Here is a 15,096-nt window from a genome sequence, read left to right as displayed (position 1 = left end):
CCCCCTGGGGAGTCAGCCCGACTGAGTTGCCCTGGCGGTCCGGCGGGCGAGCACCTCGTCCCGTCGGGCCGTCATCTGTCGCAGCGCGTCCCGTTTCTCCCGCTTGGAGAGGCGGTCCAGGTAGACGAACCCGTCGGTGTGGTCGGTCTCGTGGGCCAGGCAGCGGGCGAAGTAGCCGGTGCCTTCGATGAGGAGAGGGTTGCCGTCCTTGTCCTGGCCCCGGACGACGGCCCGTTCGGGCCGGGGGACGGACATCAGCGCGCCGGGGACCGAGAGGCAGCCCTCGACGTCGTCGAGCAACGGCCGCCCGGCCGGGGTGGATTCCAGTACCGGGTTGACGATGTGCCCGACATGGCGGACGCCGTCGTCGTCGGGGCAGTCGTACACGAAGAGCCGCAGCCCGACGCCGACCTGGTTCGCCGCGAGCCCGGCGCCCTCGGCGACGTACATCGTGCGGAACATGTCGTCGATGAGGGCCGCGAGGTCGGGCCCGAACTCCGTGACGTCCCGGCACGGTTTGTGCAGGACCTCCTCGCCGGTCTCGGTGATGCGGCGCACCGCACCCCGTCCGGCCTCCGGGGCGTGCCGGGGGTAGCGGTCGGCGGGACTTCCCTGGACGAACACGCGTGGCATCGCGCTGTCTCCCATCGCTTCTCGGAGGGCCGCCGGGCGGCAGCCCGGGTCCGAGCATGGCAGGAGACGCACGAAGGCCGCTGCCCCCCGAGGGCAGCGGCCTTGTCGTGCAGGCGGGGCGGAGGGGTCAGAGGACCCGGACCGCGCCGGTGGGCTGGTCGTAGGAGAGAGGGCGCTCCACGACGCCGGTGGAGGGGTTCTGGGCGCCGACGAACATGCCGTCGCCGACGTAGACGCCCACGTGGTACGCGCTGCCCGCGCTGCCCCAGTAGAGGATGTCGCCGGGCTGGAGGCTGTCCAGGGAGACCTGGGTGCCGGCCGTGGACTGGTCCTGGGAGACGCGCGGGAGGCTGATGCCGACCTGCTTGAACGCCGTCTGGACCAGGCCCGAGCAGTCGTAGGCGGAGGGACCGGTGGCGCCGGAGACGTACGCCTTGCCGACCTGGGACTTCACGAACGACACGATGGACGCGGCCGAACCGGTCGCGCTGGACGAGCCGGTGACCGTGGAGCTGCCCGCGTCGGTGCTCGCGGACGCGGAGAGCACGGTGCGCTCGGCGTTGCGGGTGGCGCGGGCGGCGGCCTCCTTGCGGGCCTCCTCCTGCGCCTTCTTCTTCGCCTCGGCCTTCTGCTGGGCCTCGGCGAGGTCCGCCTTGGCCTGCTTCGCGGCGCTGGCGGCGGCCGCGTCACGCTCGGCCTGCAGCTCGTAGTTCGCGGCCGCCTGCTGGGTGGCGTCCGCGGACTGCGCGACCTGGGTGGCCACGTCGGCGGTGAGGGTGGGGAGTTCGAGCGTCTGCGTCACGGGCTCGGCCTCGGCCGCGTTCGCGTAGCCGGCCGCTCCGGCGACCGCCAGGGTGCTGAGGACGCCGCCGGCGACACCGGACCGCACGACGATGGACGACGCGCTGCGGCGGGGCTTCCGGTGGCTGCGTATGTGAGCGGTGTGGGACATGGGAACAACCGGTACCAGGGGCTCCTTCATATCTTCAACAAACGTGGGCTGCGCCACAATTGTTCAATCGGATCTCCGAAACCCGGTCGCGTCACTCTTTATTGACGCCGTAACGGACATAGCGGACGGAGATCATTGGGCCCTTGATCACGGTGTTTGATCATTACGTCCGAATTGCCCCGCGCCTACCATCGGTTGGGGTCGATGGCCAAGCCCGGCTCCGGAACGCCCGCCACCGGTGTGGCGGAGGTCACGGAACGGTCACCGGAAGAGTCGCGTCCGCGACGATCGGCCGCGCGGCCGGACTTCGTGAACGCGCGCACGTGCCCGGACCGCGTCCACACCGTGCCCCGGATCTCCCTCCGAGGTGTGAATGCCCGCCACTAGCAGTCGCATGCGTCCAACACCAATTTGCATGCACCGGAACCCTCTTGATATTGAGGCACCCCCTTCGCACCCCTCCTGGCCTGCACCGACGAGCGGGATTGTCACTTCTGGTGATCAACTGAACGCTTCGCGTACGAAGATCACCCATCCTCCGGCTTCATGATCCTTCGTCAGGTGGTGGAGATCACAAAGCTTGTGCAATACCCCGTGTCGCAGATCACAGAGCGGCGGGCATAAGATGCGGAGCAGTTGGGCTTGTGACCTGCTTCACATGTTCTCGATCTTCGCCGGGACGGGTGGGGACGGTGGGACGGAAGAGGCAGCAGTGAGCCCCTGATCCGCCACCAGTCAATGCCGACTGAAGGGAGCGAGGAGCGGTGAACGCGTACGCGCCCATCCTCGTACTGGGAGCCCTCGGGGCAGGCTTTGCGATCTTCTCCGTGGTCATGGCCGCGCTGATCGGTCCGAAGCGCTACAACCGCGCGAAGCTCGAAGCCTACGAATGCGGCATCGAGCCGACCCCCACGCCGGCCGGCGGCGGGCGCTTCCCCATCAAGTACTACCTGACGGCGATGCTCTTCATCGTCTTCGACATCGAGATCGTCTTCCTCTACCCCTGGGCCGTCACCTTCGACGCGCTCGGGGTCTTCGGGCTCGTGGAGATGCTGCTCTTCGTGCTCACCGTCTTCGTCGCGTACGCGTACGTATGGCGGCGCGGCGGCCTGGAATGGGACTGAGGGGCCTTTAAGTCATGGGACTCGAAGAAAAGCTGCCGAGCGGCTTTCTGCTGACCACCGTCGAACAGGCCGCGGGCTGGGTGCGCAAGGCGTCCGTCTTCCCGGCCACCTTCGGACTCGCCTGCTGCGCCATCGAGATGATGACCACCGGCGCCGGACGCTACGACCTCGCCCGCTTCGGCATGGAGGTCTTCCGCGGCTCACCGCGCCAGGCCGACCTGATGATCGTCGCGGGCCGGGTCAGCCAGAAGATGGCGCCGGTACTGCGGCAGGTCTACGACCAGATGCCCAACCCGAAGTGGGTCATCTCCATGGGCGTCTGCGCGTCCTCGGGCGGCATGTTCAACAACTACGCGATCGTCCAGGGCGTCGACCACATCGTTCCGGTCGACATCTACCTCCCCGGCTGCCCGCCCCGCCCCGAGATGCTGATGGACGCGATCCTCAAACTCCACCAGAAGATCCAGGGCACGAAGCTCGGCGTCAACGCCGAGGAAGCCGCCCGCGAGGCGGAGGAAGCCGCGCTCAAGGCCCTGCCCACGATCGAGATGAAGGGGCTGCTGCAGTGAGCGACGACAACGGCACGGGCGGCGTGAACCCCGAGAAGGACCTCTCCGCCTCCAACCTCCCCGGCCAGCGCGGTCAGGGCGGCGAGGAGATCCGCGTCCAGCGCGGCATGTTCGGCGCCAACAACGGCGGCGACACCTCCGGCTACGACGGCCTGGTCCGCTCGATCCGGCTCCCCGGCGCGGCGAGCCGCCCCTACGGCGGCTGGTTCGACGAGGTCGCCGACGAGCTGGAGGGCGCGCTGGAGGAGCAGGGCCTGCTCCCGGAGAACGCCATCGAGCGCACCGTCGTCGACCGCGGCGAGCTGACCTTCCACATCGAGCGCGAGCACCTGGTCCGCGTCGCCCGCACCCTGCGCGACGACCCGGCGCTCCGCTTCGAGCTGTGCACCGGCGTCAGCGGGGTGCACTACCCGAGCGACAAGGGCCGCGAGCTGCACGCGGTCTACCACCTGCGCTCGATCACCCACAACCGGCTGATCCGGCTGGAGGTCAGCGCCCCCGACGCCGACCGGCACATCCCGTCCCTGGTCACGGTCTACCCGACCAACGACTGGCACGAGCGCGAGACGTACGACTTCTTCGGGATCGTCTTCGACGGCCACCCGGCCCTCACCCGGATCATGATGCCGGACGACTGGCAGGGCCACCCGCAGCGCAAGGACTACCCCCTCGGCGGCATCGCCGTCGAGTACAAGGGCGCCCAGATCCCGGCTCCCGACCAGCGGAGGTCGTACTCGTGAGCACTCCCCACGCAACCGGCCGCGCCACCACCGAGGGAACCGTCTACACGGTCACCGGTGGCGACTGGGACGAGGTCGTCCAGTCCGCGGTCAAGGCGGACGACGAGCGCATCGTCGTCAACATGGGTCCGCAGCACCCGTCCACCCATGGAGTGCTCCGGCTCATCCTGGAGATCGAGGGCGAGACGGTCACCGAGGCCCGCTGCGGCATCGGCTATCTGCACACCGGCATCGAGAAGAACCTCGAGTACCGCACGTGGACGCAGGGCACCACCTTCGTCACGCGCATGGATTACCTGACGTCCTTCTTCAACGAGACCGCCTACTGTCTCGCCGTCGAGAAGCTGCTCGGCATCGAGGACCAGATCACCGAGCGGACCGACATCATCCGGGTGCTCCTGATGGAGCTGAACCGGCTGTCGTCACACCTGGTGTGCATCGCCACCGGCGGCATGGAGCTGGGCTCCACCACGATCATGATCTACGGCTTCCGCGACCGGGAGATGATCCTCGACATCTACGAGCTGATCACCGGCCTGCGCATGAACCACGCGTACATCCGCCCCGGCGGACTCGCGCAGGACCTGCCGCCCGGCGCGGTCGACCAGATCCGCGAGTTCGTCAAGAAGATGAAGAAGAACCTCCCGGAGTACGACAAGCTCGCCACCGGGAACCCCATCTTCAAGGCCCGTATGCAGGACGTCGGCCACCTCGACCTGGCCGGCTGCATGGCGCTCGGCGCCACCGGCCCGATCCTGCGCTCCACCGGCCTCCCGCACGACCTGCGCAAGGCCCAGCCGTACTGCGGTTACGAGACCTACGACTTCGACGTGCCCACCGCCGAGACCTGCGACTCCTACGGCCGCTTCCTGATCCGGCTGGAGGAGATGCGCCAGTCGCTGAGGATCATCGAGCAGTGCCTGGACCGGCTCCAGCCGGGCCCGGTCATGGTCGCCGACAAGAAGATCGCCTGGCCCGCCCAGTTGGCGCTCGGCCCGGACGGTCTCGGCAACTCCCTGGACCACATCAAGAAGATCATGGGTACCTCCATGGAGGCCCTGATCCACCACTTCAAGCTGGTCACCGAGGGCTTCCGGGTCCCGCCGGGTCAGGCGTACGCGGCCGTCGAGTCGCCCAAGGGCGAACTCGGCGTGCACGCCGTCTCCGACGGCGGCACCCGCCCCTTCCGGGTCCACTTCCGGGACCCGTCCTTCACCAACCTGCAGGCCATGGCGGCGATGTGCGAGGGCGGCCAGGTCGCCGACGTCATCGTGGCCGTGGCGTCCATCGACCCCGTGATGGGAGGCGTCGACCGGTGACCACCTCTTCTTCCGAGCGGGGCGTCGGCCTGGGCATGCCGGAACTGCCCCCGCCCGCCTACCCGGACGACGTCCGGGCCCGGCTGGAGACGGACGCGCGCGAGATCATCGCGCGCTACCCCGACTCCCGCTCCGCCCTGCTGCCACTGCTGCACCTCGTGCAGTCCGAGGACGGCTACGTCACCCGGACCGGCATGAAGTTCTGCGCCGACGTGCTGGACCTGACCACCGCCGAGGTCACCGCGGTCGCCACCTTCTACTCCATGTACCGGCGCCGCCCCTCCGGTGACTACCAGGTGGGCGTCTGCACCAACACCCTGTGCGCGGTCATGGGTGGCGACGCCATCTTCGAGACCCTCCAGGAGCACCTGGGCGTCGGCAACGGCGAGACCACCGGCGACGGCAAGGTCACCCTGGAGCACATCGAGTGCAACGCGGCCTGCGACTACGCGCCGGTGGTGATGGTCAACTGGGAGTTCTTCGACAACCAGACCCCGGCCAGCGCCACCCGCCTCGTGGACGACCTGCGCGCCGGAGCGCCCGTCGAGCCCACGCGCGGCGCCCGGCTGTGCACCTTCAAGGAGACCGCCCGCATCCTGGCCGGCTTCCCCGACGAGCGCCCCGGCGCCGTCGAGGAGGGCGGCAGCGCGGGCCACGCCTCCCTGGTCGGCCTGCGCCTGGCCAAGGGCGAGGCGCAGCCCGCGCGCGTGGTCCACCCCCGCGAGTCCGCTCCGCAGGAGGAGCCGGTGCACGAGCCCTCGCCCACCGAGCGCCTCAGCTCCCACGACCCGGTCGAGACCTCGGCCTCCGACCCGGCGCACCCGTCCGGCCCGACCGCAGAGGAGGGGGAGTGATGACCGTGGTGACCGACGTCAAGGACGACACCAGCCCCGAGAAGCTGCTCGCCCCCGTGCTCTCGGCCTTCTGGGACGAGGACCGCTCCTGGACGCTGGACGTCTACCGCAGGCACGACGGGTACGAGGGCCTGCGCAAGGCGCTCGCCATGTCCCCGGACGACCTGATCGCCTACGTCAAGGAATCCGGCCTGCGCGGCCGCGGCGGCGCCGGCTTCCCGACCGGCATGAAGTGGCAGTTCATCCCGCAGGGCGACGGCAAGCCGCACTATCTCGTCGTCAACGCCGACGAGTCCGAGCCCGGCACCTGCAAGGACATCCCGCTCCTCTACGCCAACCCGCACAGCCTCATCGAGGGCATCGTGATCGCCTGCTACGCGATCCGCTCCTCGCACGCCTTCATCTACCTGCGCGGCGAGGTCGTCCCCGTCCTGCGCAGGCTGCACGAGGCGGTGCGCGAGGCGTACGCGGCCGGGTTCCTCGGCGAGGACGTCCTCGGCAGCGGACTCGACCTCGAACTCACCGTGCACGCGGGCGCGGGCGCGTACATCTGCGGCGAGGAGACCGCGCTGCTCGACTCGCTCGAGGGCCGCCGGGGCCAGCCGCGACTGCGGCCCCCGTTCCCGGCCGTCGAGGGCCTCTACGCCTGCCCCACCGTGGTGAACAACGTCGAGTCGATCGCCTCGGTTCCCGCGATCATGCACCAGGGCAAGGACTGGTTCCGCTCGATGGGCAGCGAGAAGTCGCCCGGTTTCACGCTGTACTCGCTCAGCGGGCACGTGGCGAGCCCCGGCCAGTACGAGGCGCCGCTCGGCATCACCCTGCGCCAGCTTCTCGACATGAGCGGCGGCATGCGCCCCGGCCACCGGCTGAAGTTCTGGACCCCGGGCGGTTCCTCCACCCCGATGTTCACCGACGAACACCTCGACGTGCCCCTCGACTACGAGGGCGTCGGCGCCGCCGGTTCCATGCTCGGCACCAAGGCGCTCCAGTGCTTCGACGAGACCACCTGTGTGGTGCGGGCGGTCACCCGCTGGACCGAGTTCTACGCCCACGAGTCCTGCGGCAAGTGCACGCCCTGCCGCGAAGGGACGTACTGGCTGGTGCAGTTGCTGCGGGACATCGAGGCGGGCAAGGGGGCGATGTCCGACCTCGACAAGCTGAACGACATCGCCGACAACATCAACGGCAAGTCCTTCTGCGCCCTGGGCGACGGCGCGGCCTCGCCGATCTTCTCCTCGCTGAAGTACTTCCGCGAGGAGTACGAGCAGCACATCACGGGCCGGGGCTGCCCCTTCGACCCGGCCAAGTCGACGGCCTGGGCGGACCGCCCGGAGGTGAACGCATGACCGTGACCACAAATGCCCCCTCAGGCGGGGGGCAGGCGGCGGTCCCGCCGGAGGACCTGGTCTCGCTGACGATCGACGGCATCGAGATCAGCGTGCCCAAGGGCACCCTGGTCATCCGGGCCGCCGAGCAGCTCGGCATCGAGATCCCGCGCTTCTGCGACCACCCCCTGCTGGACCCGGCCGGCGCCTGCCGCCAGTGCATCGTGGAGGTGGAGGGCCAGCGCAAGCCGATGGCGTCCTGCACCATCACCTGCACCGACGGCATGGTGGTGAAGACCCAGCTCACCTCGCCGGTCGCCGAGAAGGCCCAGCACGGGGTGATGGAGCTGCTGCTCATCAACCACCCGCTGGACTGCCCGGTCTGCGACAAGGGCGGCGAGTGCCCGCTGCAGAACCAGGCCATGTCGCACGGCAACGCCGAGTCCCGCTTCGAGGGCCGCAAGCGCACCTACGCCAAGCCGGTCCCGATCTCCACCCAGGTGCTGCTCGACCGCGAGCGGTGCGTGCTGTGCGCCCGCTGCACCCGGTTCTCCAACCAGGTCGCGGGCGACCCGATGATCGAGCTGATCGAGCGGGGAGCGCTCCAGCAGGTCGGCACCGGCGAGGGCGACCCGTTCGAGTCGTACTTCTCCGGCAACACCATCCAGATCTGCCCGGTCGGCGCGCTCACCTCGGCCGCCTACCGGTTCCGCTCGCGCCCCTTCGACCTGATCTCCTCGCCGTCGGTGTGCGAGCACTGCTCGGGCGGCTGCGCCACCCGTACCGACCACCGGCGCGGCAAGGTCATGCGGCGGCTCGCGGCCAACGACCCTGAGGTCAACGAGGACTGGGTCTGCGACAAGGGCCGGTTCGCCTTCCGCTACGCCCAGTTGCGCGACCGGCTCGACACCCCGCTGGTCCGCAACGCCGAGGGCGTGCTGGAACCGGCCTCCTGGCCGGAGGCGCTGGACGCGGCCGCGCGGGGCCTGACCGCCGCCCGCTCCCGCGCCGGGGTGCTCACCGGGGGCCGGCTGACCGTCGAGGACGCGTACGCGTACAGCAAGTTCGCGCGCGTGGCGCTCGACACCAACGACATCGACTTCCGCGCCCGCGTGCACAGCGGCGAGGAGGCCGACTTCCTGGCCGCCCGGGTGGCCGGCCGAGGCCGCGACCTCGACGGCACCGGGGTCACGTACACCGCGCTGGAGCAGGCGCCCGCCGTGCTGCTGGTCGGGTTCGAGGCCGAGGAGGAGGCGCCCGGCGTCTTCCTGCGGCTGCGCAAGGCGTGGCGCAAGCACGGCCAGAAGGTGTACTCCCTGGCCACGCACGCCACCCGGGGCCTGACCAAGGCGGGCGGCACGCTGCTGCCGGCCGCCCCCGGCACCGAGCCCGAGTGGCTGGACGCGCTGGCCGGCGGGGTCGGCCTGGAGGACGCCGGCACCGAGGCGGCCGGGGCGCTGCGCGCCGAGGGCGCCGTGATCGTGGTCGGCGAGCGGCTCGCGGGCGTCGCGGGCGGCCTGACGGCCGCCACGCGCGCGGCGGCCGCGACCGGCGCCCGGCTGGTGTGGATTCCCCGGCGGGCGGGGGAGCGCGGCGCCGTCGAGGCGGGCGCGCTGCCCTCGCTGCTGCCGGGGGGCCGCCCGGCCACCGACCCGCGCGCGCGGGAGGAGGTCGCCGCCGCCTGGGGGCTGGCCGAACTCCCCGCCCGCTACGGCCGCGACACCCAGCAGATCGTGGAGGCCGCCGCCACCGGCGAGCTGTCCGCGCTTCTCGTCGCCGGGGTGGAGGTCGCCGACCTGCCCGACCCGGCACGCGCGCGTGAGGCGCTCGACAGCGTCGGCTTCCTGGTCTCGCTGGAGCTGCGGCCCAGCGAGGTCACCGAGCGCGCCGACGTGGTGCTGCCGGTCGCCGCTGTGGTCGAGAAGACGGGCACCTTCCTCAACTGGGAGGGTCGGGTCCGCTTCTTCGAGGCCGCGCTCAAGCCCGACCAGATGACCCGCCGACTCGCCCCGGCCGACGCCCGCGTCCTGCAGATGCTGGCCGACGCCATGGACGTCCACCTGGGCCTGCCGGACCTGCGCACCACCCGCGCGGAGATCGACCGGCTCGGCGGCTGGACCGGGGCCACCGCAGCCGACCCGCTGCACAGCGGGGCCGCGCTGCCCCGCCCGGCCGCCGGGGAGGCCGTGCTCGCCGGGCACCGGCTCCTGCTCGACCTCGGCGTCCTCCAGCAGGGCGACGAGGCGCTGGCCGGCACCCGGCACGCCGCCCACGCGCGCCTGTCCGCGGCGACGGCCGCCGAGGCGGGCGTCAAGGACGGCGACGCGCTCGCCGTCACCGGCCCCGCCGGGACGACCGAGTTCCCGCTGCGGATCACCGAGATGCCCGACCGGGTGGTCTGGCTCCCGCTGGACTCGGCCGGCCGGGGCGTCGCCTCCGACACCGGGGCCCGGCCCGGCTCCCTCGTCCGTATCGGCCCGGCGGTCCCCGCCGCCGAGGCCCCCAAGGAGGTTCGAGGATGAGCCCGTTCCTCGCCGCTGAAGACCTCTCGCTGTTCGGCCGCGACCCCTGGTGGCTGGTCGTCGTCAAGGCGGTGTTCTGCTTCGCGTTCCTGATGCTGACGGTGTTGTTCTCCATCGTCTGGGAGCGCAAGGTCGTCGCCTGGATGCAGTTGCGCGTCGGCCCCAACCGGCACGGCCCCTGGGGCATGCTCCAGTCGCTCGCCGACGGCGTGAAGCTGATGCTCAAGGAGGACGTCGTCGTCAAGCGCGCGGACAAGGTGATCTACGTCCTCGCGCCGATCGTCGCGGCCATCCCGGCCTGCATGGCGATCGCGGTGATCCCCTTCGGCCCCGCCGACAACGAGATCTCGATCTTCGGCCACCGCACCACGATGCAGCTCACCGACCTGCCGATCGCGATGCTGTACATCCTGGCCGTCGCCTCGGTCGGCATCTACGGCATCGTGCTGGCCGGCTGGAGCTCCGGCTCGACCTACCCGCTCCTGGGCGGCCTGCGCAGTTGCGCGCAGATGATCTCCTACGAGATCGCCATGGGCGCCGCGTTCGCCTCGGTGTTCCTCTACTCGGGGTCGATGTCGACCTCCACGATCGTGGAACAGCAGCAGGACCGCTGGTACATCCTGCTGCTGCCGGTGTCCTTCATCCTCTACGTGATCACGATGGTGGGCGAGACCAACCGCGCCCCCTTCGACATGCCGGAGTCCGAGGGCGACCTGGTCGGCGGCTTCAACACCGAGTACTCGTCGATCAAGTTCGCGCTGTTCATGCTCGCCGAGTACATGAACATGGTGACGGTGTCGGCGGTGACGGCCACCCTCTTCCTCGGCGGCTGGCGGGCCCCCTGGCCCATCAGCACCTTCTGGGAGGGCGCCAACCACGGCTGGTGGCCGATGCTCTGGTTCGTCATCAAGGTCCAGCTCCTGCTGTTCTTCTTCATCTGGCTGCGCGGCACGCTCCCCCGCGTCCGTTACGACCAGCTCATGAAGCTCGGCTGGAAGGTCCTGATCCCGGTCTCGGTGGTCTGGCTGATGCTGGTGGCGACCGTGCGGGTGCTGCGCAACGAGAACTACGGCTTCGCCGACATCGCGCTCTACGTCGGCGGCGGCGTGCTCGCCCTGCTGCTGATCTCCTTCGTCGCCGACATGTTCCGCGACAAGGCCAAGGCCGCCGAACAGGCGGCTCCGCAGCCCGCGTTCGATCCACTCGCGGGCGGTTTCCCCGTACCGCCGCTGCCCGGACAGCAGTTGCCCGCGGTGCCCAGGCGCCGTCCGCGCCAGGAGCGGGAACTGATTGTCAGTGGCGGCGTGGACACTGTCAGTGACGGAACTTCGGATGGAAAGGAGGCGTCCGATGGCTGAGGAGCCCAAGGAGACCGCACCCGGTTTCCAGAACCCCGTGGCCGGCTTCGCCGTGACCTTCAAGGCCATGTTCAAGAAGCGGCTGACCGAGCAGTACCCGGAGCAGAAGAAGACCACCGCTCCCCGCTTCCACGGACGGCACCAGCTCAACCGCCATCCGGACGGCCTGGAGAAGTGCGTCGGCTGCGAGCTGTGCGCCTGGGCCTGCCCCGCCGACGCCATCTATGTCGAGGGCGCCGACAACACCGACGAGGAGCGCTACTCGCCGGGCGAGCGGTACGGCCGCGTCTACCAGATCAACTACGCCCGCTGCATCCTGTGCGGCCTGTGCATCGAGGCGTGCCCCACCCGCGCGCTGACGATGACCAACGAGTTCGAGCTGGCCGACTCCAGCCGGGCCAACCTCATCTACACCAAGGAGCAGTTGCTCGCCGGTCTGGACGAGGGCATGGTCGACTCCCCGCACTCGATCTTCCCCGGCACGGACGAACAGGACTACTACCGGGGCCTGGTGACCGAGGCCGCCCCCGGCACGGTCCGCCAAGTGGCCACCTCGAAGGGCGAGAAGCCCGAGGACGAGGGGGCGGAAGCATGAGCACACAGCTAGCCGCCTACTCCACCTCCACCGGTGAGGCGGTCCAGTTCTGGATTCTCGGCAGCGTCGCGGTGATCGGCGCCCTGTGCACCGTCCTCATGCGGCGCGCGGTGCACAGCGCGCTCTGTCTCGCCGGGACCATGATCGTCCTGGCGGTGTTCTACCTCGCCAACGGCGCCTATTTCCTGGGGATCGTGCAGATCGTCGTCTACACCGGCGCGATCATGATGCTCTTCCTCTTCGTGGTGATGCTCGTCGGTGTGACCGCCGCGGACTCGCTGAAGGAGACCATCAGGGGCCAGCGCTGGCTGGCCCTGCTCTGCGGGCTCGGCTTCGGCGTCCTGCTGCTGGGCGGCATCGCCAACGCCTCGCTCACCCAGTTCAACGGCACCGGCCAGGCCAACGCGGGCGGCAACGTGGAGGGGCTGGCGACCCTGATCTTCACCAAGTACGTCTTCGCCTTCGAGCTGACCGGCGCCCTGCTGATCACCGCCGCGATCGGCGCCATGGTGCTCACCCACCGCGAGCGCACCGAGCGGGCCAAGACCCAGCGCGAGCTGGCCGACCAGCGGGTCCGCGAGGGCAAGCAGCTACCGCCGCTGCCCGCCCCCGGCGTCTACGCCCGGCACAACGCGGTGGACATCGCGGGCCTGCTGCCCGACGGCACCCCCGCCGAGCTGAGCGTCAGCCGGACGCTGCGCGAACGCGGCCAGATCCGGGACGTCTCCACCCAGGCCCTGGGCGACCTCAAGGCGCTGGAACAGCGCGCCGAGGAACGCCTGGAGCGCACGGAGAACGAACCGGCGAACTTCAAGCGGACGGAGGACGCGGCGCAGTGAACCCCGTCAACTACCTCTATCTCGCGGCCCTGTTGTTCACCATCGGCGCCACCGGCGTGCTGATCCGGCGGAACGCGATCGTGGTGTTCATGTGCGTGGAGCTGATGCTCAACGCCTGCAACCTCGCCTTCGTCACCTTCTCCCGGATGCACGGCAACCTCGACGGCCAGATCATCGCCTTCTTCACGATGGTCGTCGCCGCCGCGGAGGTCGTGGTGGGCCTGGCGATCATCGTGTCGCTGTTCCGCACCCGCCACTCGGCCTCGGTCGACGACGCCAGCCTGATGAAGCTGTAAGGGGTCGGAAGAATCGTGGAGAACCTGATCGCGCTGCTCATCGCGGCGCCCCTGCTCGGAGCCGTCGTGCTCCTGCTCGGCGGCCGGCGCCTCGACGCCGTCGGCCACTGGGTCGGCACCCTGCTGTCGACCGCCTCCTTCGTCATCGGCCTGGTCCTCTTCGCCGGGCTGCTCGGCAAGGACGCCGAACACCGCACCTGGACCCAGCACCTGTGGAGCTGGATCTCGGTCGGCGACTTCCAGGCCGACGTCACCCTGCGGCTCGACCAGTTGTCGATGACGTTCGTGCTGCTGATCACCGGGGTCGGCTCGCTGATCCACCTGTACTCCGTCGGGTACATGGAGCACGACGAGCGGCGCCGCCGTTTCTTCGGCTACCTCAACCTGTTCCTCGCGGCGATGCTCCTGCTGGTCCTCGCCGACAACTACCTGCTGCTGTACGTCGGCTGGGAGGGGGTGGGCCTCGCCTCGTACCTGCTGATCGGCTTCTGGCAGCACAAGCCCAGCGCCGCGACCGCCGCGAAGAAGGCGTTCCTGGTCAACCGGGTCGGCGACGTGGGCCTGTCCATCGCCATCATGCTGATGTTCACCACCTTCGGCACCTTCGCCTTCGGCCCCGTCCTGGAGCACGCGGGTGACGCGTCCGAGGGCCGGCTCACCGCGATCGGCCTGATGCTGCTGCTCGCCGCGTGCGGCAAGTCCGCCCAGGTGCCGCTCCAGTCCTGGCTCGGGGACGCGATGGAGGGCCCGACCCCGGTCTCGGCCCTGATCCACGCGGCCACCATGGTCACGGCGGGCGTCTACCTCATCGTCCGCTCCGCCGCGATCTTCAACGGCGCCCCGGACGCGCAGCTCGTGGTCACCGTCGTCGGCGGGGTCACGCTGCTCTTCGGTGCGATCGTCGGTTGCGCCAAGGACGACATCAAGAAGGCGCTGGCCGGCTCGACCATGTCGCAGATCGGCTACATGGTCCTCGCGGCCGGCCTCGGCCCGATCGGTTACGTCTTCGCGATCATGCACCTGGTCACCCACGGCTTCTTCAAGGCCGGGCTCTTCCTCGGCGCCGGTTCGGTGATGCACGGCATGAACGACGAGGTCGACATGCGCAAGTACGGCGGCCTGCGCAAGTACATGCCGATCACCTTCGTCACCTTCGGCCTCGGCTACCTCGCGATCATCGGCTTCCCGGGTCTGTCCGGCTTCTTCTCCAAGGACAAGATCATCGAGGCGGCGTTCGCCAAGGGCGGCACCGAGGGCTGGATCCTGGGCGGGGTGGCCCTGCTGGGCGCGGCGATCACCGCGTTCTACATGACCCGCGTGATGCTGATGACGTTCTTCGGCGAGCCCCGCTGGAAGAACCAGCCGACCCGGTCCCCGGAGGCCCCCAGCGCCGAGCCCGCCGCCGAGCACCACGGCGCGCACGGCGAGCCGCACCCGCACGAGTCCCCGCGGACCATGACGATCCCGATGATCGTGCTGGCCGTCGGCTCGGTGGCCGGCGGTGCCTTCTTCGACGTGGGCGACCGCTTCCTGCACTGGCTGGAGCCGGTCACCGGGCACAGCGAGGGCCACTCCCCGCTGAGCGCGCTCACCGTCACCGGCGCCACCATGGTCTGCCTGGTCGTCGGCGTGGGCCTGGCCTGGGCGCAGTACGGCCGCAAGCCCGTACCCGCCGTCGCCCCGCGCGGCTCCGTGCTCACCCGCGCCGCCCGGCGCGATCTCTACCAGGACGACTTCAACTATGTCGTGCTGGTGCGCGGCGGCGAGCACCTGACGCGCTCGCTGGTCTATGTCGACCACACCCTGGTCGACGGTGTCGTCAACGGCTCGGCGGCCGGTTTCGGCGGCCTGTCCGGGCGGTTGCGCCGTGTCCAGAACGGCTTCGCCCGCTCCTACGCGGTCTCGATGTTCGGCGGCGCGGCCCTCCTGGTCGCCGCGACGCTGCTGATGAGGGCGGTCTGATACCG

Annotated in this window: 14 protein-coding genes; 12 read left to right on the top strand and 2 right to left on the bottom strand. The window is 70.1% G+C overall.

Translation table 11 applies throughout. The features are described from left to right. Window positions 1–12: 12 nt before the first annotated feature. Together def and OG448_RS12820 are read right to left on the bottom strand one after the other, a co-directional pair. Entirely contained in the window at window positions 13–633 is a 621-nt protein-coding gene (gene def / locus OG448_RS12825) for a peptide deformylase (protein WP_405553629.1), read from the bottom strand. A gap of 127 nt (window positions 634–760) precedes the next feature. Next, the gene (locus OG448_RS12820; protein ID WP_391295463.1) at window positions 761–1,585 is read right to left on the bottom strand and encodes an NlpC/P60 family protein; all 825 of its coding nucleotides are present in this window, start codon (window positions 1,583–1,585) and stop codon (window positions 761–763) included. 764 nt (window positions 1,586–2,349) lie between these two features. On the opposite strand from OG448_RS12820, the gene OG448_RS12815 reads away from it, so the two are divergent. The 12 genes from OG448_RS12815 to nuoL are packed head-to-tail and all read left to right on the top strand — an operon-like array spanning window position 2,350 to window position 15,091. Beyond that, window positions 2,350–2,709 carry an NADH-quinone oxidoreductase subunit A gene (locus OG448_RS12815; protein WP_030813697.1) on the top strand — a complete coding sequence of 120 codons (360 nt, stop codon included), beginning with the start codon at window positions 2,350–2,352 and terminating at the stop codon, window positions 2,707–2,709. 14 nt (window positions 2,710–2,723) lie between these two features. Then, window positions 2,724–3,278, top strand: coding sequence for an NADH-quinone oxidoreductase subunit B family protein (locus OG448_RS12810; protein WP_161202280.1), 555 nt, complete (start codon window positions 2,724–2,726; stop codon window positions 3,276–3,278). Beyond that, a complete protein-coding gene (locus OG448_RS12805) occupies window positions 3,275–4,018 on the top strand; it encodes an NADH-quinone oxidoreductase subunit C (RefSeq protein WP_405553626.1) in 744 nt (247 codons plus the stop codon). The genes OG448_RS12810 and OG448_RS12805 overlap by 4 nt, the downstream gene beginning before the upstream one ends. Then, window positions 4,015–5,337, top strand: a complete 1,323-nt coding sequence (locus OG448_RS12800) for an NADH-quinone oxidoreductase subunit D (protein ID WP_030813690.1) — start codon at window positions 4,015–4,017, stop codon at window positions 5,335–5,337. The genes OG448_RS12805 and OG448_RS12800 overlap by 4 nt, the downstream gene beginning before the upstream one ends. Beyond that, on the top strand, window positions 5,334–6,191 hold the full coding sequence (nuoE, locus tag OG448_RS12795; RefSeq protein ID WP_405553624.1) for an NADH-quinone oxidoreductase subunit NuoE: 858 nt from the start codon (window positions 5,334–5,336) through the stop codon (window positions 6,189–6,191). Before OG448_RS12800 ends, nuoE begins: the two co-directional genes overlap by 4 nt. Continuing rightward, a complete protein-coding gene (gene nuoF, locus OG448_RS12790; protein WP_405553622.1) occupies window positions 6,191–7,540 on the top strand; it encodes an NADH-quinone oxidoreductase subunit NuoF in 1,350 nt (449 codons plus the stop codon). The genes nuoE and nuoF overlap by 1 nt, the downstream gene beginning before the upstream one ends. Continuing rightward, window positions 7,537–10,041, top strand: a complete 2,505-nt coding sequence (locus OG448_RS12785; protein ID WP_405553620.1) for an NADH-quinone oxidoreductase subunit G — start codon at window positions 7,537–7,539, stop codon at window positions 10,039–10,041. The genes nuoF and OG448_RS12785 overlap by 4 nt, the downstream gene beginning before the upstream one ends. Further along, the gene (nuoH, locus tag OG448_RS12780; protein ID WP_405553618.1) at window positions 10,038–11,399 is read left to right on the top strand and encodes an NADH-quinone oxidoreductase subunit NuoH; all 1,362 of its coding nucleotides are present in this window, start codon (window positions 10,038–10,040) and stop codon (window positions 11,397–11,399) included. The genes OG448_RS12785 and nuoH overlap by 4 nt, the downstream gene beginning before the upstream one ends. Then, entirely contained in the window at window positions 11,392–11,994 is a 603-nt protein-coding gene (gene nuoI, locus OG448_RS12775) for an NADH-quinone oxidoreductase subunit NuoI (RefSeq protein ID WP_405553616.1), read from the top strand. The genes nuoH and nuoI overlap by 8 nt, the downstream gene beginning before the upstream one ends. Beyond that, window positions 11,991–12,833, top strand: a complete 843-nt coding sequence (locus tag OG448_RS12770) for an NADH-quinone oxidoreductase subunit J (protein WP_405553615.1) — start codon at window positions 11,991–11,993, stop codon at window positions 12,831–12,833. Before nuoI ends, OG448_RS12770 begins: the two co-directional genes overlap by 4 nt. Further along, window positions 12,830–13,129, top strand: coding sequence for an NADH-quinone oxidoreductase subunit NuoK (nuoK, locus tag OG448_RS12765; RefSeq protein ID WP_030742982.1), 300 nt, complete (start codon window positions 12,830–12,832; stop codon window positions 13,127–13,129). Before OG448_RS12770 ends, nuoK begins: the two co-directional genes overlap by 4 nt. Window positions 13,130–13,144: 15 nt before the next feature. After that, the gene (gene nuoL, locus OG448_RS12760; protein ID WP_405553613.1) at window positions 13,145–15,091 is read left to right on the top strand and encodes an NADH-quinone oxidoreductase subunit L; all 1,947 of its coding nucleotides are present in this window, start codon (window positions 13,145–13,147) and stop codon (window positions 15,089–15,091) included. Window positions 15,092–15,096: the final 5 nt, after the last annotated feature.

This window comes from Streptomyces sp. NBC_01171 (genome assembly GCF_045039805.1).
Taxonomy (GTDB): Bacteria; Actinomycetota; Actinomycetes; order Streptomycetales; family Streptomycetaceae; genus Streptomyces.
Note: the sequence above shows the minus strand (reverse complement) of the source record. Positions and strands in the feature narration are given on the sequence as shown.

Coding starts and splice junctions, on each gene's coding strand:
- def (WP_405553629.1), bottom strand. CDS start 633: ATGCCACGCGTGTTCGTCCAGGGAAGTCCCGCCGACCGCTACCCCCGG.
- OG448_RS12820 (WP_391295463.1), bottom strand. CDS start 1,585: ATGTCCCACACCGCTCACATACGCAGCCACCGGAAGCCCCGCCGCAGC.
- OG448_RS12810 (WP_161202280.1), top strand. CDS start 2,724: ATGGGACTCGAAGAAAAGCTGCCGAGCGGCTTTCTGCTGACCACCGTC.
- nuoF (WP_405553622.1), top strand. CDS start 6,191: ATGACCGTGGTGACCGACGTCAAGGACGACACCAGCCCCGAGAAGCTG.
- OG448_RS12785 (WP_405553620.1), top strand. CDS start 7,537: ATGACCGTGACCACAAATGCCCCCTCAGGCGGGGGGCAGGCGGCGGTC.
- nuoH (WP_405553618.1), top strand. CDS start 10,038: ATGAGCCCGTTCCTCGCCGCTGAAGACCTCTCGCTGTTCGGCCGCGAC.
- nuoI (WP_405553616.1), top strand. CDS start 11,392: ATGGCTGAGGAGCCCAAGGAGACCGCACCCGGTTTCCAGAACCCCGTG.
- OG448_RS12770 (WP_405553615.1), top strand. CDS start 11,991: ATGAGCACACAGCTAGCCGCCTACTCCACCTCCACCGGTGAGGCGGTC.